This window comes from Rhizobium sp. SVR5-9E, from assembly GCF_056755095.1.
Genome location: NZ_JBNDHS010000104.1, coordinates 1 through 19,267 on the forward strand (window position 1 = coordinate 1; position 19,267 = coordinate 19,267).

Consider the following 19,267-nt stretch of genomic DNA (forward strand, 5'->3'; position numbering starts at 1 on the left):
GGTATTCAGGTGTGCCTGAGGATCACCAAGAAGGTCTTCGAACAGCAGGATGTTGAGGCGCTCGCGCGGAAACAAATCGAGATAACGCGACAGCTGCAGATAATACAGTCCCCATGCAAGGAAGCGCCCCTCTGCGCCTTTGCGCGGCTCCAAATAAGCTTCGACGTCTCTTGTCACGTCACCTCTTCGGAGGAGCATGCAGTAATCCGAATAGGCACGATCGACCGGATTCCTCAATTGGGCGATCAGCAGCACATTTGGCAGGCTGTCCTTGATGCGCTGGGCGGCTTCCGGTGCTTCCAGGTAGGAATTCGATTTTTCACCTACCACCCGAGAGTTATCTGTCACCCGAAACTGTGACAGGTACCAGTCCTGTCCCTTGCTGAATTGGCGGCTGAAATAATGCAGTTCGGGATCGGGCATATAGACATTGGGGTCGTTCTGTAGCGAACGCTGGAGCCACGTCGTCGCGCTCTTCGTTGCGCCGATGATCAGAAAGCCAAGGTCGTCGATACGCATGCTTATTCCCCTCTTTGCTAGATCTGGCCGGCGATTAGATCATGCTGCTCTGCCGGTGATCTGACGATAGATGCGCATTATCTCTTCCGTATGCGGGCGTATTCCGTAGCTTTTCAATGCAGAGGACCGCGCGTTTTCGCTTATGCGCCTCCACTCGGCAGGGTCTTTCAAGAGGCTGGCCATCGGCGCGACAAAGGCGGTTGGACGTTCCGGCTCAACCAAATAGCCGGTCTTGCCATCGACAATTGCTTCCGGATTTCCCCCATGGTTCGTCGCGACAACCGGGGTGCCCAGCAGCATCGCCTCGATGAGGGTTCGTCCGAATGGTTCGTTTACGGCCGGAACGAGCAGAATATCCATGGCGCACATCAGCCGGTTGATCGGCGAGCGGAAACCCATGAGGTGGATGCCGTCTTCGATCCGCAGTTCCCGCGCGCGTTCCATCACCTCGCCGTCGAGCCGCTTTCCGTATTGCTCGGGCGAGCCAAACAGCAGACCAGCGATCTTCACTTCCGGATGCTGCGAGCGAAATGCGTGTACCGCTTCGACAAAGCGGATGGGCCGCTTCCGGTCGATGAGGGCGCCAAAAAATCCGACAAGGCGGGTTTCCTCATCCAACCCAAGCTCTTGAACGAGCTCCATGCGGCATTCTTCCCTGTCCGGCAGCACGTCCGGATGGTCGAAGGGGCTATGGACCACTGAGGTTCGTCTCTCAATGGAAATGAGAGGCGAGGAGGGCCTGGCAAAGTTGGAAACGGTAACAATGTGACTGGCAATGAAGGGCGCCAGGAGGTTCACGCCTCGAGCAGCAGGATCCCCCCGGTGGTGCCAAAGCAAGCGCGCTCCGGCAAGGACCGTGGGGAGGGCCCATGTGCTATGGATCAGCCCGCTGTTTGTATGAACGATATCCGCTTTGTGCTGCTTGAGAAAACGAACCATGTGCGCGGCCGCCAGAGGATAGAGCATAGCCGACGCGCCTCCTGTCGCGCGGCTATGGCGCGGCCTCAGAAGCAATTCGTTGACAGTCAGATAAGGAACATCCCGGCTGTCCAAATATTTCGCGAAATCGCCCTCAGGGCTGTGAACGACAACCACTGGGTTCACTTCAGAGGGGTGAAGCGCTTCAATAAGCTTGATGGCTGAAATGTCGCTTCCGCCGAATTCATCACCGACGAACGGGTAGATTACGACTAATGGCATCGAACCCATAGAATTCATCCCAAAGCTCGTAAGCTTCGAATGCGCGAGATTAGCATCTTCGCGATTACGGGTCATTTGAATATTACAGCATGCCGCAACACTGTTGGGTGTCGCCCGAATTCATTATTGCTTCTACTCATGAAGCGGCGCATTTTGGCGGAGCGCTTCGTGCATTTAATTAGGCAGGATTGGCAAACTACAGAGGCGCATTCGTTGGGCGTTGTTGAAGTCCGGAGGTTCTGGCTTTGGATACGAACGGCACAGACGCTAAAGGTAGTTTGCATCACCCGGCAACAGCGGCGCCAAGATTCACCAGGGCAGCGCGCGTGCTGGCCCTTGTTTTCACATTCTCTGCCATCAACGGCTACGCTCTGGCAGCAGGCACAGCACCTGATGCATTCCCTGGCGCTGAAGGCTACGGAAAGACTGCGCAGGGCGGCAGGGACGGTACCGTCATCCCGGTCACCAATCTCGATGATAGCGGCCCCGGAAGTCTTAGAGAATGTATCGAGGCGACGGGGCCGCGAAACTGCGTTTTCCGTGTAGCCGGCGTCATCAACCTAAAGCGTAGCCTCGTCGTCCGCAGCGAGGATGGCTTTGTCTCCATTCTAGGGCAGACTGCCCCCGGTGACGGTATCGTCTTGACGATCGAGCAACCTGACAGTGAGGGGAAAAATACGCTTCTGGTGTTCAAGGGGACGAATGACGTCGTCGTCCGCCATATCCGCCTCCGGCCTCGCCTTCCGAACACAATCAAGAACGTTCACGGGCTGGTTATCGAGAACAGCCGAAAGGTATATGTCGACCATGTCTCGATCTCCTGGGCAACGGATGAAAATATCAGCACCTATTCCAACGCTTCTGACGTAACGATCGCGGATTCGATCATGGCGGAGGGGCTCAACAAACACAGCAAATGCACTTTGCTCGGCGCCGATCCCCGAACCGCCCAGAACCTGACATTCCTCAGGAATCTCTGCCTGTCGAACAGGGACCGGAATCCTGACAACAATCACTACGGGCAGTCATGCATCGAAATCATCAACAACGTTTTTTACAACGCCCAGTCCGAATGGGCGGAGGTCTTCTCTCAGTATCCCGGCGGAACGCCGATCGCGTATGCGGGGAATTATTTCAAGGCAGGTCCAAGCACGCATGATTTGACTTATGCCATCAAGGCGCAGGACGCAGCGCGGGTTGCCGATCCCCAGATCTATCAGGAAGGCAATGTCACCTGGGCGCCGCCCACCAAGACAATCGTCACCGTGGCGCCGGAAACCGAGCGGTTCCTCGTCTCCAGCCCGCCTTGCCCCTTGAGTGTGAGCGAGGTCGCCCCGGCAGCAAAAGCCTATGATGACGTTCGTACAAAATCCGGCGCGTTCCCACGAGATAGTCTCGATCAGGCCTGGGTGAGGGACATGGGGCCGCAAGGTCAGAACGGCAAAGGCCGGATGGTGACTGCGCCCGGGCAAATCCCAGCGATGCAAAGCGCGGCAGCCTACAAAGACGACGATCAGGATGGAATGGCCGACTCCGTCGAGGCGCAGTTTGGCGCTAAGCCGGGAGTAAACGACGCGTGGGCAACGAGCACACCTGACGGCCCTTCGCATTTCGACGCATTCATGGAATGGCTCTCCGAAGAACGGATCGCGGGCCGTTACCCGCAGTGATACAGGCAATCACCGGCATGCAAACCGCCGCTGCCGAACCGCACGGACGGCGGTATGCTGACCGGATTGCCATCGTGATACCCGGGCTGTCGGCAGGCGGCACTGAACATGTCGTCAGCCTTCTCGCAAACCATTGGGCAGCCTCGGGCTACGCCGTGACGGTCGTTACTTTCGAAGCGCCGGATACAAAACCTTACTACACCTTCCGAGATGACGTGCGCATCACGCGACTGGGCCTTCCGCCGGGGAAGAAGACGGGCAGGCTTGTGTCGGCGATCGCAGTCTGGCAGCGGATCTGGCGGTTACGCTCGGCGATACGTCAAGCCGATCCGGCTTTTGTGCTGAGCTTCCTCACGCGCACCAACGTGACGGCGCTGATTGCTATGTTAGGCTCCGGCATTCCGATTGCGGTTTCGGAGCGCAACAATCCCGATGCCCAACCCTTCGGCGTTGTGTGGAAATGGCTGCGCGGTAAGCTCTATCCACGTGCTTTTTGTCTGGTGACGATGACCCATGGGGCGCTTGCGTATTTTCCGGATGACATTAGACAGAAGGCGCGCGTCATTCCGAACGCCGTCGATCTTCCCACGAATTGGACCGACCGCAGGACTGGCAGGACGTTGACCGCCGTCGGCAGGCTGACGCATCAGAAAGGTTTCGATTTGCTCCTGCAGGCATTCTCCAAAGTCGCAGACCGGCACCAGGAGTGGAAACTTGTCATTTGGGGCGAGGGCGAGGACCGCGGCAGGCTTCAAACGCTATGTGCCAAGCTTAAGTTGAAGCAGCGGGTGGAGATGCCGGGCGTGACGTCGAGCCCTGGCCAGTGGATCGAGACCGCGGACGTTTTCGTCTTATCGTCACGCTATGAGGGGTGGGGCATCGTTCTTCTTGAGGCCATGGCCGCTGGCATTCCGGTCGTGAGTTTCGAATGCAAATGGGGCCCCGGTGAAATGGTCACCGACAAACATGACGGAATTCTCGTTGAACCGGAGAATGTCGACGCGCTGGCGGATGCGCTTGATTTGGTCCTTCGGGATAGCACCCTGAGAGAAAAGCTGGCGGAGAATGCCATAAGCAGTGCGAAATCCTACTCGCAGGAGCGCGTGCTGCAGGCTTGGGACGACTTGGTCGCCTCAGCGCTCGCGGCGTCACCTCGACCGTTAGCCAGGCGAGGGCGGTACTAGTGCCTAAGCCTCAGGCCTGCCGCTATGACGCCGTCTACCGCTGCTGGCGACCGTTGTCTCCGAGCTGATTTTCTGCCTGTGCCGGTTGCGGCAAGTACGGTTTCTCGAAGAAGCTTGGCATTTTGTATCGTTGCCTCTTCAGTCAAGCTGGGATCAACGAGGAAGGCCAGGCTCGTTTCACCGAGCGCCTTGGCGACGGGCAATCTCTCGACCGATCGCCCCAGGCTGGTGAATGCCTTTTCGAGATAGATCTCCGGACAACTGCCGACGAAGCAGGGAAGGCCGCGCTCGTTCAGGGCTGCCAGGATTTTATCCCGGTCATAACTCGGCTTCAGATGATCAGGTCTCACGAACGTGTAGAAGCGGTAGTACGCATGGCGGATACCATCCTGCGGTACAGGTGTCCGAAGGGCGTCGAGGTCAATCGTCGCGGAGACAAGGATGCGCGCATTTCGTTCCCTGGCCGCCTGCAGTTCCGCAAGCCGCGAAAGCTGGCACAGACCAAGCACAGCCTGATAAGACATCATTCGCAGGTTCGTGCCGACGGATTCATGAAGCCATCGAAAACCGCTTCCACCGGCCTTTCCTTGGACGGCTCCATATGACTTACCGTGATCCTTTCTGCTCCAGGCCTTCGCCCAAAGGGATGAGTCGTTCATCGCAATGAGACCGCCTTCGCCGCCTGTCGTGATGATCTTGTCCTGGCAGAACGAGAAGGCGGCAATGTCGCCGAACGAGCCGACCGGCCGGCCGTCGATTTCAGCCCCATGAGCCTGGGCGCAGTCTTCAATGACCCAGAGACCCTTCTCGCGGGCAAAGGCCATGATCTCAGGCATCTCGCAGGGCCAGCCGGCGAGGTGAACGACGATGATGCCTTTCGTCCTCGGTGAGACTTTCTCCGCAATGGTTTTCATTGTCAGGTTCTGGCTGTCCAGATCGACATCCGCAAAGACTGGCACGCCGCCACAGAACGGCACACAGGCCGCAGACGCGACGAAACTTCGAGGAGTAACAATGACTTCGTCTCCGGGCCTCAAGTCGAGCGCGAAGAGCGCGAGTTCGAGAGCCGCAGTGCCATTCGTGACAGCGATGGCGTGCCTTACGCCAAGGAAGGCAGAGTAAGCTTCTTCGAACTGCCGGACATAAGGCCCGGTCCATGCGTTGACCTGCCCGGTACGAAGCATGGATGCCACTGCTTCAATCTGTTGCTCGTCAAACACCGGCCAGTGTGCCATTTCCTCCTCCGCATTTTGGATGCGATGGCCATTTCACAGGCAGGTTCTTGCGTTACAGAACCTGCCGGACCAACACGAATGCCTCGGCCGCGCGCTTGAAGACGGTCGCGCCACGCAGCGTCGCCAGCGCCTTCAAGGTTTCGATGGCGCGTTCGTGCGGAACCGGCCGGATCTGAGACTCAAACGCGGCCATCGCTTTCAACTTGGTCTCGAGATGATCCTCGATATCGACGAAGACGTTCGGCGCGAAATTGGGCGTCACATAAGCCGCGTTCCAATTCGTCTCGGAGAGTGTTTCATACGCCAGGATCAATTTTGGAAATTGTACCTGGTGCGGTCTGGCTGCCACAAGAGACGCGGTAAAGACGATCTGGTGATCGACGTGCATGTCTCCGACAAACGGGATGAGAAGCGTCTGCGGCGCACTTTCCGCCACGAGTTCAAAGAGCGAGGCGTTCAGATCGGCGACGACGGTCTCCGCCAAGCCGGCGGCCGGAAAGCCCATCCAATAGGTCTCGGCTGCGCCGAGGATCGCATGCGCCCTCCGTGCCTCCTCCTTCACCCGCGCCACGCCCTCCGAGGGGAAATGCGGTGGCTTGCCTTCCGTTACGATGGCGATGCGCACGTCGGATCCTTCTGAGGCAAGCCGGGCCACTGTTCCGCCTGCCCCGAGAACCTCGTCGTCCGCATGGGGCGCAATAACGAGTGTCCTGCCGAAGAGCTCACTCAACATGGGCGCGTCGCCTTTCGCCGCAGTGAGCGTTCCCGAAGTTGTGAGGGATCGAGAGCTCAGGTCCACGCGCGTTCCTTAGCGTTACATTCCCGCAATCGAGACCGCGACGACATCCCCCGGAAGCAGCTCCGTGAAAGGCGCGCCGTTGATCACTGTATTGACGCCGTTCTTGGGGCGGCGAACCTCATAGGCGAAGGAGATCTGGTCGCCCTTCCTTTCGTCAGCCGCGATGGAGGCAAGGAGATAAAATTGCTCTTCGGCGGACTGGCGCGTGGATTCGAGTTTCTTGATGGCCGCTTCGCGCTCCTGCAGCTTCAGCAATATGTCGTTCTGCCGATCTGCCTGCAACTTGGACAGTTCCAGTTTGAGGTTCCCCAGCTGCAGCTTCGAACGCGAGATTTCCGCATATATCTCCAGAAGCTGAGATTTCTCGTTTGAAGTCGTGTTCTTGACGCGGGATAGATCGGTTTCTGTGGTCAGCTCGCGCTTGCGAAGATTCGTCACGCGCTCAAGGTCCCGCTCGTTCATCGCCACGACATCCTTTTGCTCGGCTTCGAGCTCAGCGAGGATTTTCAAGCTTGAATCCGTTTCGGCGATGCTCTGCGTGAGAATCTCGGCCTGAGCCTTGGTCGTGATGAGATCTGTCTTCAGAATCTTCTCTTCGATCTCGAGCACGCTCTTGAGTGATGCGCGTTCGAGATATGGCCGCGCGGTTTCCGGCGCGTCGTTCAGGTCGATCGTTTCGGCACCACGCAATTGAGCCGCCAACCGTGCCGCATAGATTGCTTCATGGACGATTTCGACTTCGGCGCCGTCAATCTCGCCACGCAATCGCGCACGCGTCATGATCTTGTCGGCGGCGTTTGACGCCGCCGTTAAGGTTCCGCCTGCAAGACCAATTGCCTGGTCGACGGTCAAGCCCGGATGATACGGAAAAGAGCCAGGATTCTTCACCTCGCCTAGCACGAAGATCGGCTTGTAAGTGGTTATGTTCAAAGCGATTTTTGGATCGACCAGTATCTGCCGGTCCTTGTACTCTGATCGCAATTTACCCAAAGCTTCGACGACCGTAAGCCCGCTGATTTCAACTCCCCCGACCAAGGGAAATTGCGCGTCGCCATCACCGTCGATCGTGAGCGAAACCGGCAGTTCTGCGTCGTCAAGAAAATCGAAGGAGATCACGTCTCCCGGCTGCAAGCGGTACGCCTCGGCGCGCACGCTGCCAGCGGCAACTAGCCCCGCGGCGGCGACGCACGCCACCCACCGCAGGACACTGCCTCGTACTCCGGAAAACGAACCGTCTTCCATCCAACGAAGCGCTGGCATGATGTCCCCCTTTGACGCCGCAGGCGACGAAACCATATTCCGCTGTAATATAAAGATTGTTGTTGCTTTTTTCGTCAAGTAAACAAATGTTAAATGGCATGTTTAGCTAAAAATAAAACGAACGAAATATTTTCACACCTGAACGTTATGCGAGTATAATCAAAAGTAATTAGATATAATATGTAGTTGTTGCATGTTTATTCAATTAGAGCGCGCGCTTATTACGCTGGAAGTCGAGATCTGCGATCTTTTCTGCTAAAGGAGGAGGTTTGCGTAATGCATGGGGGCCATCGCGCACAAATGGCGCGATTTCTTCAGGGTTGGAACGATGAGGCGCGATTTGCTCAGCGCCTGCGCAACATTGGCCATCTCCTTGCCGGAAATTTCGCTAGTTCGTTCATTGGCTTAATCGGCTTTGCTCTCACAGCACGTGCACTGGGGCCGTCGCAATACGGCATCCTTGCGCTTTCCTTTGCCTATGCGCGCGGGATAGAACGTCTTCTCGCCTTCCGCTCCTGGCAACCGCTCATCAAGTATGGCGCCGAGGTTTTGCACGACGAAGATCGGGACGCGCTCAGGGCGCTTTTCAAATTCGGCCTGCTTCTCGACATGGGGACTGCCTTGCTTGCCTGGGCGATAGCAGTACTGCTCGTCCTTGTGGCTGGACCTAGAATTGGCATTTCCCAAGACACGAGCCGTTACGTGATCATGTTCTGCACGGTTCTGCCGTTTCAAATGACCGGGATGTCGGTCGCTGCGTTGCGGCTCTTCGACAGGTATCAGGTGCTTGCCTACGCCCAGGTCGTGGGAACCTGTATCCGCGTGTTGCTCTGCGGCCTCGGCCTGGCGGCGGGGTGGGGTTTGACCGAATTTCTTATGCTTTGGGCGGGTACCCAGATCCTGGGCTCGTTGAATATGACGATACTGGCGTTTATCGAACTCCGGGCCCGGGGCATCCACAAAGTCATGTCAGCTCCGCTTCGCGGGATCACGACGCGCTTTCCCGGGCTCTTCAGGTTCTCGGTATCGTCCAACCTTTCATCGTCGATCCGCTCCAGCGCGAGCGAATTGGATACCCTGTTGGTGGGCTTTCTTACCGACCCGGCCTCCGCCGGCCTCTATCACATAGCAAAACGCATCGGCCGCATCGCGCAGCAGGTCGGCGCTCAGGTGCAAGCGGTGCTTTTCCCGGATCTCGCCAGGGCCTGGGCTTCGAAGGATCTCGCCGCCTTTCGCAAGATGATTGCTCAGGCGCAATTATTGCTGATCTGCTTCGGTGTCATCGCGTTGATCATCATTGCTGCGGCGATCAACAAGGTCCTGGAACTCACGGCGGGCCCGGAGTTCGTTGCCGCCGGTCCGCTTGTTATGGTTCAGATGGTGGCTGTCGTGTTCATCCTGAATGCCACCGTTCTTTACTCGGCCCTGCTGGCGATGAGTTTGGAACGCTCCGCGCTGCGCAGCATCTTTATCGCCATCGCTTTCTTTCATCTGACGTTGATCTTGCTGGTCCCGAGGTTGGGGCCGATGGGCGCGAACATTGCTCATATCGTGATGGCCTGCATCTGGGTCACTGGCATGATGGCTGCCTACCGGCAGCGTTTGCGGGCGCCGACAGGTTAGCGAATCCGTACGATCAATCTCGCCTATGCCTGCGGTGTTCGCCACTGAGATCTGCGACCAGGGCTCGCATCAAGTGCGGCGAACCTCAGGCTCGTGCCAAGCTGCTCGCCAGTCACCAATTAGGATTAGGTGCGATCTGCCAAATTTCCATTACAATGGCATCGTTGTATCGCAGTGGGGGCAGGCACGATGTACTTTCCTACTGGCTTGCGGAACCGGCAAAAAATTTGGCACCGACTAACAAGGCCGCAAGAAATCGCACGTTACGGCTGGCGCCAATTAGGCAAAGTCGGCGAGCAAATTAGTCTGAAAAACTACGCTTCCCTGGCTGACGCTCTTCTGGTTTCCTTTCCAAAATCAGGCCGGACGTGGCTGCGCTATGTACTGGCGCATTACTTTGCCAGCGGCTTTGAAAAGGGTTCTGCCGCACTGAATTTACACGACATGTTCGCGTTTATCCCGAATTTCGACCTCGACCCGGTCAGAGGGATTCCAGCTTTTAGAAGCCAGGTCCCGGCTGGCAAGATACCGATGGTGCTCGTCAGTCATGAGGTCAATTGGCTGCTTTTGCCAAAGCAGCTGCCAGTCATTTTCATGGTTCGCGACCCACGAGACGTGCTCGTATCGGCTTATTTCCATACAACCCGGCACAAGAGTAGCTTTTCCGGATCGTTGGACAGCTTCATCGATGATCGCCAGCGCGGATTGCCTCTGATCATTTCCTATCTTAACCGATGGAGCCGGAAGCTGCAGGGCAGGCCCTATCACGTTCTCGGCTACGAGAGAATGTCGGCTGACCCTGTGAGCGAGGTCTCCGCTCTGCTGGACTTCATCGGTTGCGAGATCGATCATCAACGTTTGATGGCTGCCATAGAAGCAGGACAGTTTGAGAGAATGCGGAAAATGGAGGTCGTTGAGGGTCTCCCCGGGCACGAATATGACCGCAAAGACGGTGAGAGCCTGCGCATGCGCAAGGGGCAGGTAGGCGGTTTTCGCAGCTATCTAAGCAGCGCCCAGATTTCCCGCATCGAAGCGATTTGCAACCGCAACCTATCTCCCAGCGCAAAAGCGCTAATGATAGAAGCCGGGGTTGATATGGCCTCTCGCCGCCCTTGAAGCCAGCAATGCGAAGTTTGCGATTGTTTTCTTGGTTCGTGGACCCCGCAAGTTTCACGATGATGGGTGCGCGCATGGTTTGCCGCCAATATGGCGATCGAGGGGGCAAGAGCTGCGAGCTGAGTCACTCCAGTCTCCTTCGAAACAGCCATGACGCGGTGCTGAGGGTTCCGGCAGCGATCAGGCCGAGCGGCCATGTTTGGCGCCAGACCTCGCTGAACGGGATGTCCTTGAGGAAGATGCCCTTTACGATCACCAGAAAGTAGCGCAGCGGGTTGATCAACGTGACCGGCTGCAGCCAGTCCGGCATGTTTTCGATCGGTGTGGCAAAGCCGGAAAGAAGCATCGCCGGCACCATGAAAAGAAAGGCGCCGAGGATCGCCTGCTGCTGTGTCATGGACAGGGCAGAAATGAAAAGCCCCAAGCCGGCAACCGCGGCGAGATAGAAAAGCGAACTGCCGTAAAGCAGCAGCAGCGAGCCGCGCAACGGCACGCCAAAAATGAAGATCGCCGCTAGAATATAGATCGTCATGTGAAAGAGCCCGATCATCATCGGCGGAATGAGTTTTCCGATCAGGATCTCATGGGTACGAAGCGGCGACACCATCAGCTGGTCGAAAGTGCCGAGCTCGCGCTCGCGGGCGATGGAGAGGGCGGTGACGATGAGCCCGATCAGCAGCGCGATGCTCGCAATCAGGTTTGGCACCATGAACCACTGAAAGATCAGATTGGGATTGAACCAGTTGCGCGGCACCGTCGCGATGGAACGGGTAGCTCCGCGCACTCCCGCAGGCGTCTCCGCAGACAATCCCGCGACAATCTGCGTGATGTAGCCCGAGACGATTTGTGACGCATTCGAGCGCCGGCCATCCAGAATGACCTGCAGGTCAGCGGGCTCCCCAGCTTCGATCTTGCGGGAGAAGTCCGCGCCGATTTCGATTGCCACAGTCACCGTCTGGCGATCGATCGCATCCCGTACGGTCGCCGGCGTGTCGGCTGTGAAAACCTGGCGGAATGTCGGTGAGCCTTCGATGCGCTCCACGAGTTCTTGCCCCCAGTAACCCGTGTCTCGGTTGAGCAGCATCACGTCGACATTTCGAACCTCGAGCGTTGCAGCATAGGAAAAGATCAGCAGCTGCACGATCGGCGGGCCGATCAGGATGGCGCGGCCCTTCGGATCACGGAGCACCGCCAGAAGTTCCTTGACGATGAGCGCTTTCAATCTCGACCACCACATCTCAGCCAATCCTCTTTCGGGTGCTGCGCGCAGCGAGCAGAAAAAACACAGAACCGATGAGGGCCATGGCGATGATTGAATGGAGGAACATCGGCCAGATGTCACCGGCGAGGAAAACTGTCTGCAAACTGGGGATCAGATAACGCGCCGGCACGATGAAAGTGATCCACTGGATCACTGTCGGCATCGAATTGATCTCAAAGAGGAAGCCGGACAGCAGGAAGGACGGCAGGAACGCCGTGATGAGCGCGAGTTGTGAGGCAAGAAACTGGTTCTTGGTGGCAGCCGAGATCAGCAGACCCTGTCCGAGCGCCGGTATGAGGAAAACCGCCGACAAGGCATAAAGCGCCAGGACCGAACCTCGAAACGGAACGCCGAACAAAAATACGGCAAGCACAACGCACAGCGTCATCGCGGTCAGGCCGAGCAGGAAATAGGGAAGGATCTTGCCGGCCAGCAGTTCAACCGCCGTGACGGGGGTCGCCATCATCGCCTCCATCGTCCCGCGCTCCCATTCGCGAGCAACGACGAGCGACGTCAGCAGCGTTCCGACGAGCGTCATGACAATGGCGATCGACCCCGGCACCAGGAACGACCGGCTTGTCAGCTCCGGATTGAACCAGAAGCGCTGCTCCACGGAAATGGGCGGCCCGGTCAACTCCGTTTCGGACTGCCGTTGCAGTTGCCAGTTGGCGACGGCGCCCTGGACATAGTTCTGGACGAGATTGGCGGTGTTGGGATCGGAGCCGTCGACAATCACCTGTACCTGCGGCCGATTGCCCGCTGCATAGTTCCTCGTGAAATCGGCCGGAATGACGATGATGCCGCGCAGGCGGGCGAGCACCAGATCCTCTTCGAAGAGCCGTCTATCGCGGCCGGTCGTTACCGAAAAATAGCGGGATCCCTGGAAGCTCGCCGCGAGATCATTCGTCAGCGGAGTCATTTCCTCAATCACCAATCCGACGCGCGTTCGAGTTGTGTCCAGCGAAACGCCATAACCAAACAAAAAGAGCAGGATCAGCGGCAGCACAAATGCAATCAGAATGCTGCTCGGATCGCGTATCACCTGAAGGCTCTCCTTCCGAACAAGCGCAGCAAAGCGACGGGCCCGGTTGGACAGGGACAGCGCGCTCGTTTTGGGGAGAGGGGCCGTCATGCCGCAATCCTTTCCTGCGAAGCCTGCACCAGCGCGATAAATGCATCTTCCATCGTCGGATCGGGGTTGTCGGCAGTTATGAACTTCGCTTTCAACTCATCTGGCGAGCCCAGAGCGATCGAACGGCCTCGATAGATCAGCGAGATGCGATCGCAATATTCCGCCTCATCCATGAAATGCGTCGTGACAAGCACGGTGACGCCCTTTTCGACGAGCGCATTGATATGCGTCCAGAATTCGCGGCGCGTGATCGGATCGACGCCTGATGTAGGTTCGTCCAGAAAGAGTGCTTCCGGCTCGTGCATGACCGCGCAGGCGAGCGCCAGCCGCTGCTTGAGCCCCAATGGCAGATCCTTGGCGGACATGGCGAGGCGGGATTCAAGATCGAAAATCGATGCCATCAGTTGGGTACGCTCGCGCTTGCGGGCACCGGTCAGCCCGTAGACGCCGGCAAAGAATTGGAGATTCTGTGCCACGCTGAGATCGCCGTAGAGCGAGAATTTCTGCGCCATGTAGCCGAGATGATTGCGTGCCTCGGCTGCGTCGCGCCGCAGATCGAAGCCGGCCACCCGTCCTTCACCGCTCGTCGGCTTGAGAAGGCCGCAAAGCATCTTGAAGGTCGTCGATTTGCCCGCGCCGTTTGGTCCCAACAGTCCGAATATCTGGCCGCGCGGGATCTCGAACGTGATGTTTTCGGCCGCCGTGAAGTCTCCGAAACGCTTGGTGAGCCCCTTCGCCTCGATGACCGGCTTGTCATCCTTTCTGGCAAGCGCTTCCTGCGCTTCCGCAAGCCGCGACCGGCCGCCTGGTCCACCACCCAACATGTCGATGAACGCGTCCTCGAAACGCGGCTCGGCCGGACTTATTATAGCTGCGCCGGCAGCGGCAAAGCTGGGTACCCGGCCTTCGGCAGTGACCAGCCTGATCGCTTCGCCCTGGATTACGCCATCGACGACGCCTTCCTCGTCCAACAGTTTGGCGAGCAGCTGACGGCGGCGCCCCGACACACCGGTCAACCGGGAGACACGGCCCTCGACCCGGCGCGTCAGTTCCTTCGGTTCGCCGGAAAAAAGCAGCCTGCCTTCATTCATCAAGAGAACGCGATCGCAAGCTTCCGCCTCGTCGAGATAAGCCGTCGACCACACGACGCCGATGCCTTCCTGCTTCAGGTTCTCGACCATCTTCCAGAGGTCGCGCCGGGAAATCGGGTCGACGCCAACGCCAGGTTCATCAAGGAGCAGAAGGCGCGGCTTCTTCAAAAGTGCGCAAGCAAGCCCAAGCTTCTGCTTCATGCCGCCCGACAGCTTTCCGGCAAGACGTCCGGTGAAGCGTTTCAGGTCGGTGAAGGTCAGAAGCTCATCGAAGGCAGCGGCGCGCTCGCTCTTAGGCAAGCCGCGCAAGTCAGCATAAAGATCGAGATTTTCCTGGACCGAGAGGTCCTCATAAAGGCCGAAGCGCTGAGGCATGTAGCCAATGGCCGCCTGGATGTCAGCCGCTCGGTCGCGCGTCCCGAAGCCCAGCACCTCCACTGTGCCGCTATCCGGAAGCATCAGACCGGTCATCAGCCGGATCAAAGTGGTCTTGCCCGCACCGTCGGGGCCTACGAGCCCCGTGATCTCACCGCCGCGGATCGAGCCCGAGATTGCGTCCAGCGCCGCTTTCGCCGTGCCAAAGCGCTTCGTCACGTCGGTCAGGCGACCGAGTTCGACGATATCGCGCGGCTTTTCCGAGTTACTCATTTTTCTGCCGTCTGCAATGAAGGCAAGCGCAGCGTCACGGGCATGCCCTGGCGAAGATCCGGGCCGGGTTTTTCGATGACGACGCGCAGGCGATAGACGAGGTCGGTGCGAAGTTCCGGCGTCTCGACCGACTTCGGCGTGAATTCCGCGACTGGAGAAATAAAGCCGATCGTGCCGTCATAGGCTTGATCCGGCTTTGTATCGGAGGTCACCTTCACCTTCATGCCCGGATGAATCCGGCCAAGATCCGTTTCGGCGACATAGCTGCGAATCCAGACAGGTTCCGTCAACGACAGCACATAGACCGGATCGGCGGATGACACGATCGCGCCCGGTTCCTTGATCCGCGACAGGATGATGCCGTCGTTCGGTGCGAGAAGCTGCGTATCGGCGAGCGATGTCCGCGCCGTTTCGAGGGTTGCTTCGGCAGCCTTCAGCTGCGCCGCCGCCGCCGCAATATCCTCGGCGCGGCTGCCCTCCTTCAGCAGGGCGAGCGCTTGCTTTGCGGATTCGGCGCGAGCTGCAGCCATCGCTCTTGCGGCCGTCGCCTGATCGAGATTGGCCTGAGAGATCGTGCCCTGAGGTCGCAACTGCCGGGCACGGTCATAAGCGAGGCTGGCGTTCTCCAGGTCGGCAAGGCTTTCGTTGTAGGATGCATTTGCCTGCGCAATCTCCGTCGCTCGCGGACCGGCCTTGAGCTTGTCGAGCGTAGCACGCAACGCGGCAACATTCGCCTCGGCGGAGCGAACCGCGTACTCATAGGGCTCCTCGTCCAGCCGGGCCAGAACAGCGCCGCGCTTTACGGCGTCTCCTTCATCGACAAGTGCTTCTTCAATTCGGCCGTTGACCCGAAAAGCGAGCGAGACCTGGCGGATATCGACATTGCCGTAGAGCGTGAAGTGCTGTTCGCCTTGCTGGGCCCAGCCGAGCCTGGATGGCACGTCGTACCACCACCCGGCCGCAGCCGCGCCGGCAAGAAGGATCGCAACCGGGATGGCCTTGTTCATTCTGCTTCTCCTTTCGCCGGTTCGAGCGCGGCGACAAGGTTGCGTGCATGATCTTGCAGCTTTGCGAGCTGCTCCTCGCCAATGGAATCCCATTCCATCTGCGCGAGCACTGCCGCGTTTGCCATCCGGAAAACCAGAAGGCTGCCAACGAAGGAGAGGCTGCGCAAACGCACGTTTTCGGAGGCGGGATCCTCTTTCAAGATCGTGCCGATCAGCCTCCGCCCCATATTGATCATCGGTCCCATGATGCCGGCATAGACCCTTTCGAAAGCCGCCGTCGGCTCCAGCTGCTCGCGGATGATGAAGCGTGCCCAGGCTTCTGATTCCTTGCTGACGAAAAGAACGACCATCGTCTGCACGATCTCCGTCAGAAATAGCCGCGCTTGGGCGACACTGAGCGGCGTGCCGGTTTGATCGAGCTCCGCAAGGTAGCGGCCAACGCGCTGGCGTATTTCGGCCACGTGTCCGGCGACCACTCCCGCGAGATGTTCGGCGGTTGCGATGTAGAGCCCTTCCTTGCTTCCGAAGTAGTAGGGGATGGCCTGCAGATTCACGCCTGCCGTATCGGCAAGCTTGCGTGTGCTGGCGCCGTCGAAGCCGTATCGGCCAAATACATCAAGCGCCGCCGAAAGGAGCTTCTCGCGGGTGGCGTCGCTTCGGGTGTCTGCTCGTGAATTGCTGATGTCTTTCATAGTGCTGCAATACGCCAATTCCGGTTTTCAGTCAATCGAATGAATTATATTAAAGGAACGCAGCGATTCCGCAGCCATTCCGATAGGGACTGCCGAGTTTGTCGGCGCCACAGAAGGTGCGACGGCCTTCGAGAAGCATTCCATACCAGTCTTCACCACCCGGCGCGGAAACCTTTTCTCGTTGGAGCCATGGACGATGTCACGGCCCGCGTGCTCTAGACCTCTCGGAGAGGTAGAGGAATTAACCCGGCAGAAGCCGCTATGACGATGGCCTCTGGAAGTGTGCGAACTCCGAGCCGTTCCATTAAATGCGCGCGATAGAGTTCGACGGTGCGGGGACTGAGGCCGAGTTCTCTCGCAATCGTCTTGTTAGTGCCGCCGCGGATTAGCCCGTCCAGAACCTCGCGTTCACGAGGTGACAGACCGCCGATACGGGCTTGCGCGTCGTCGCTCGCGCGTGGTGGCTCCCGTAGCTCTGCAAGTGCTGATGCCACCGCGGTCAACAACGTCTCCGGCGCGCAAGGGGCCTGCAGTACGTCCGCTGCGCCGGCCTTCATCGCCTGGATCGCAAGCCTGACATCGGTGTTATAGTCGCCGACGACAATGACCGGGAGGTTCATCTGGCGAGCCTTTAGTTCCTTCGGGAACATCACGCCGCCCTCAGGCGAGCCGGCGGTGTCGAGGAGCACGCATCCGGGCACGAGCGCCGGGGCGACCTCCAGGAACTGCCGGGCGGACGCGAACGCCTTCACCTGGTAGCCAGCCTCCTGAAGGATCAGAATGCGCTGTTCTCGCGAACCGTCCTCGACGTCTATGACATAGACGAGCGGCTCGTCGTAGCGTGTGACATCCTTGGCGATTCCGCCGACCCGGCGGATCGCCCCGTGTTCGTCCCGGATCGGAAAGTGCGTGTCGCTGATCCAGCGCACGCTCCCGTCAGGCCTTATTATCCGATACTCCTGAACGATGACCTCTCCCTTTTGCAGTACCGCATCAACGGCAGCGATCACCGCCTGACGGTCCTCCGGGTGCACGGTTTCCAAAAAGCGGCCAAGGTCCCCTAGAACGATATCTTGCGACTCGCCCCAGATTCGCATGAAGGCGGGGCTCAGATATTCCGGCTGTTTCGACGCCGCGTCGAGGATCCAGAGCACATCTGCTGAGTTCTGTGCAAAGTTCCGAAAACGTTCTTCGCTCTCGCGCAGACGCTGTTCGGCAAGCATTAGAGAGATGACGTCCGCGGCCTGCCTGGCATAAAGGTCAGTCAGATGCAGGGCGCGTTCGGATGGCCGATGCGGCTTGCGAAAATGGGTGGACAACACGCCGAGGCGCGCACCGTTACGGTCGATGAGAGGGGTCGACTGCACGGCTCGAAAGCCAAACTTTTGGGCGATGCCCCGGTAAAATGCGAAGCCGGGATTTCTTAAGACGTCTTCGACAATGATCCGGTTGCCCTGCTTCAGCGCCTGCCCACAGGCCGAAGTGTCGCTGGCGTCGATTGTTCGGAAGTCAGTGAGCAATTCGTCCGCGAACCCGCTTTGTACTACAACACGGAGGGTACCGGTCGCGGCATCATAGAGCTGCACGTCACCAAAGTCCGCGTGCTGCAGTTCCATGATCGCATCGAGCACCTCCTCAAGCGGCCCCGTTGTGAGCATGAGCGCGCCCATCGCACCGCCTCCGCTGGTGACGGCGACACTGCTCGGCGGGCTGGAGCCCAGTGGGTCGGTGCCTGTCGATTGAGTACGCATGCAAAACGAATGCCCGTAACGTGAGTGCACCTCGCAAGCACGGAACGCTGCGCCAACTACGTTTACTGAGAGTTGCAGTCGGCAAGAAATAAGGCCATCCTCGCTCACAGGCCCTCACACCGGCAGGCGGCCTCCACCTGCGAGATCCGGAATATGCAATCTACGCTTTCCTTCGGTTCACGACAAGGTTGCGCAAACGCTAGGACCAGCCCCTAAGCGAGGACCGAAGCGCAGAGCAGCGCGGACGCGCTGGAACGCTGGAGGCTGGATCGGGAGAACGAGCCCTGCGATCCCAGGGCTCGAGGTTGGGGTGGCCGCTTTGCTTCCGTCGTTAAATTCGACGTGACTCGCTGCGCTTGCAATTAACGCCTTCGATTTACAAAGGTTCCTTGTGCCCCGCGATATGCGCGATGGACCTGCTTACCAAAAGGGTAAGAAAGCGCGTCCATCGCGTTTCCGGCTACAAGCTGCCTTCCAAAAGTTGTAGCCGCGAAAGCGGAACGCCAAACTGGGGGAACTACAGTCCGCAGGTTCGCCTCGCGTTCCAGCCATACAAACTGGCGGAAACCCACTCGGTTCCCGGCGTCCGGTCGGCGTCGTCGTCGGCTGCGGTCCCTTGCCTTGCAGATGGCGCACCCACGCTAGAGCCATTTGGGCACTTCCACCCGCGCATGATTGCGAAGCTGGTCGACCAAGGCGTTGGCATCTGCATTCACCGAGATCGAGTGTCTATGCGCTGGCGGCAGAAACTTGGTGTCGACCATGTGGTCGATGAACTGGAGGAAGGCGTTAAAGAAGCTGGCGGAGTTCAGGAGGCCGACCGGTTTGTCGATTTCGGAAAGCTGGTTCATAGTCCAGACCTCCATCAGTTCCTCGATCGTGCCAATGCCGCCCGGTAGTGCGATGAAGGCGTCGGCGAGTTCCGCCATGCGCTGCTTGCGGAAGCGCAGCGTCGGGGCGATTTCGCTTGAGGTCAGGCGAGGATGGGAATGGCCACGCTGGTGCAGGCTTTCGGTGATGACGCCATGGGCGTCACCACCGGCTTCGAGCACGGCATCGGCAATGATGCCCATCAACCC

At 58.6% G+C, this 19,267-nt stretch carries 16 protein-coding genes; 4 read left to right on the forward strand and 12 right to left on the reverse strand.

What is annotated here, in order from left to right; all coding sequences use genetic code 11:
• Positions 1–519: sulfotransferase family protein (locus tag ACPYOJ_RS29320; protein ID WP_481419382.1), on the reverse strand; the 519-nt coding region annotated here is incomplete at its 3' end.
• A gap of 39 nt (positions 520–558) precedes the next feature.
• Entirely contained in the window at positions 559–1,728 is a 1,170-nt protein-coding gene (locus tag ACPYOJ_RS29325) for a glycosyltransferase family 4 protein (RefSeq protein WP_481419383.1), read from the reverse strand.
• 317 nt (positions 1,729–2,045) lie between these two features.
• On the opposite strand from ACPYOJ_RS29325, the gene ACPYOJ_RS29330 reads away from it, so the two are divergent.
• Both ACPYOJ_RS29330 and ACPYOJ_RS29335 read left to right on the forward strand, forming a co-directional pair.
• Entirely contained in the window at positions 2,046–3,389 is a 1,344-nt protein-coding gene (locus ACPYOJ_RS29330) for a pectate lyase family protein (protein WP_481419384.1), read from the forward strand.
• Between the two features lie 17 nt (positions 3,390–3,406).
• Positions 3,407–4,573, forward strand: coding sequence for a glycosyltransferase family 4 protein (locus ACPYOJ_RS29335; RefSeq protein ID WP_481419385.1), 1,167 nt, complete (start codon positions 3,407–3,409; stop codon positions 4,571–4,573).
• Here the strand turns inward: ACPYOJ_RS29335 and ACPYOJ_RS29340 are convergent.
• From ACPYOJ_RS29340 to ACPYOJ_RS29350, 3 genes are all read right to left on the reverse strand, one after another.
• Positions 4,570–5,808 carry a DegT/DnrJ/EryC1/StrS family aminotransferase gene (locus ACPYOJ_RS29340; RefSeq protein WP_481419386.1) on the reverse strand — a complete coding sequence of 413 codons (1,239 nt, stop codon included), beginning with the start codon at positions 5,806–5,808 and terminating at the stop codon, positions 4,570–4,572. The genes ACPYOJ_RS29335 and ACPYOJ_RS29340 overlap by 4 nt on opposite strands.
• A 52-nt stretch (positions 5,809–5,860) precedes the next feature.
• Positions 5,861–6,541, reverse strand: coding sequence for a PIG-L deacetylase family protein (locus tag ACPYOJ_RS29345; protein WP_481419387.1), 681 nt, complete (start codon positions 6,539–6,541; stop codon positions 5,861–5,863).
• Positions 6,542–6,622: 81 nt separating this feature from the next.
• Positions 6,623–7,867, reverse strand: a complete 1,245-nt coding sequence (locus ACPYOJ_RS29350; protein WP_481419388.1) for a polysaccharide biosynthesis/export family protein — start codon at positions 7,865–7,867, stop codon at positions 6,623–6,625.
• 300 nt (positions 7,868–8,167) lie between these two features.
• Here ACPYOJ_RS29350 and ACPYOJ_RS29355 point away from each other — a divergent pair, with 300 nt between their 5' ends.
• A complete protein-coding gene (locus ACPYOJ_RS29355) occupies positions 8,168–9,490 on the forward strand; it encodes a lipopolysaccharide biosynthesis protein (RefSeq protein WP_481419397.1) in 1,323 nt (440 codons plus the stop codon).
• Between the two features lie 189 nt (positions 9,491–9,679).
• The gene (locus ACPYOJ_RS29360) at positions 9,680–10,606 is read left to right on the forward strand and encodes a sulfotransferase domain-containing protein (RefSeq protein WP_481419389.1); all 927 of its coding nucleotides are present in this window, start codon (positions 9,680–9,682) and stop codon (positions 10,604–10,606) included.
• Positions 10,607–10,730: 124 nt separating this feature from the next.
• On the opposite strand, the gene ACPYOJ_RS29365 is transcribed toward ACPYOJ_RS29360, so the two are convergent.
• The 7 genes from ACPYOJ_RS29365 to ACPYOJ_RS29395 all read right to left on the reverse strand — a co-directional run.
• A complete protein-coding gene (locus tag ACPYOJ_RS29365; RefSeq protein ID WP_481419390.1) occupies positions 10,731–11,843 on the reverse strand; it encodes an ABC transporter permease in 1,113 nt (370 codons plus the stop codon).
• A 1-nt stretch (position 11,844) separates the two neighbouring features.
• Positions 11,845–12,999 carry an ABC transporter permease gene (locus tag ACPYOJ_RS29370; RefSeq protein WP_481419391.1) on the reverse strand — a complete coding sequence of 385 codons (1,155 nt, stop codon included), beginning with the start codon at positions 12,997–12,999 and terminating at the stop codon, positions 11,845–11,847.
• Positions 12,996–14,738, reverse strand: coding sequence for an ATP-binding cassette domain-containing protein (locus ACPYOJ_RS29375; protein WP_481419392.1), 1,743 nt, complete (start codon positions 14,736–14,738; stop codon positions 12,996–12,998). The genes ACPYOJ_RS29370 and ACPYOJ_RS29375 overlap by 4 nt, the downstream gene beginning before the upstream one ends.
• Entirely contained in the window at positions 14,735–15,745 is a 1,011-nt protein-coding gene (hlyD, locus tag ACPYOJ_RS29380) for a secretion protein HlyD (RefSeq protein ID WP_481419393.1), read from the reverse strand. Before hlyD ends, ACPYOJ_RS29375 begins: the two co-directional genes overlap by 4 nt.
• Positions 15,742–16,437: a CerR family C-terminal domain-containing protein gene (locus ACPYOJ_RS29385; protein ID WP_481419394.1), complete on the reverse strand. Its 696-nt coding sequence runs from the start codon at positions 16,435–16,437 to the stop codon at positions 15,742–15,744. Before ACPYOJ_RS29385 ends, hlyD begins: the two co-directional genes overlap by 4 nt.
• A gap of 215 nt (positions 16,438–16,652) precedes the next feature.
• Positions 16,653–18,107 (reverse strand): PAS domain-containing protein, encoded by a 1,455-nt coding sequence (locus ACPYOJ_RS29390; RefSeq protein WP_481419395.1) that lies wholly within the window; start codon positions 18,105–18,107, stop codon positions 16,653–16,655.
• A gap of 722 nt (positions 18,108–18,829) precedes the next feature.
• Positions 18,830–19,267 (reverse strand): LOG family protein (locus ACPYOJ_RS29395; protein WP_481419396.1); only part of this gene is annotated, 438 nt, incomplete at its 5' end.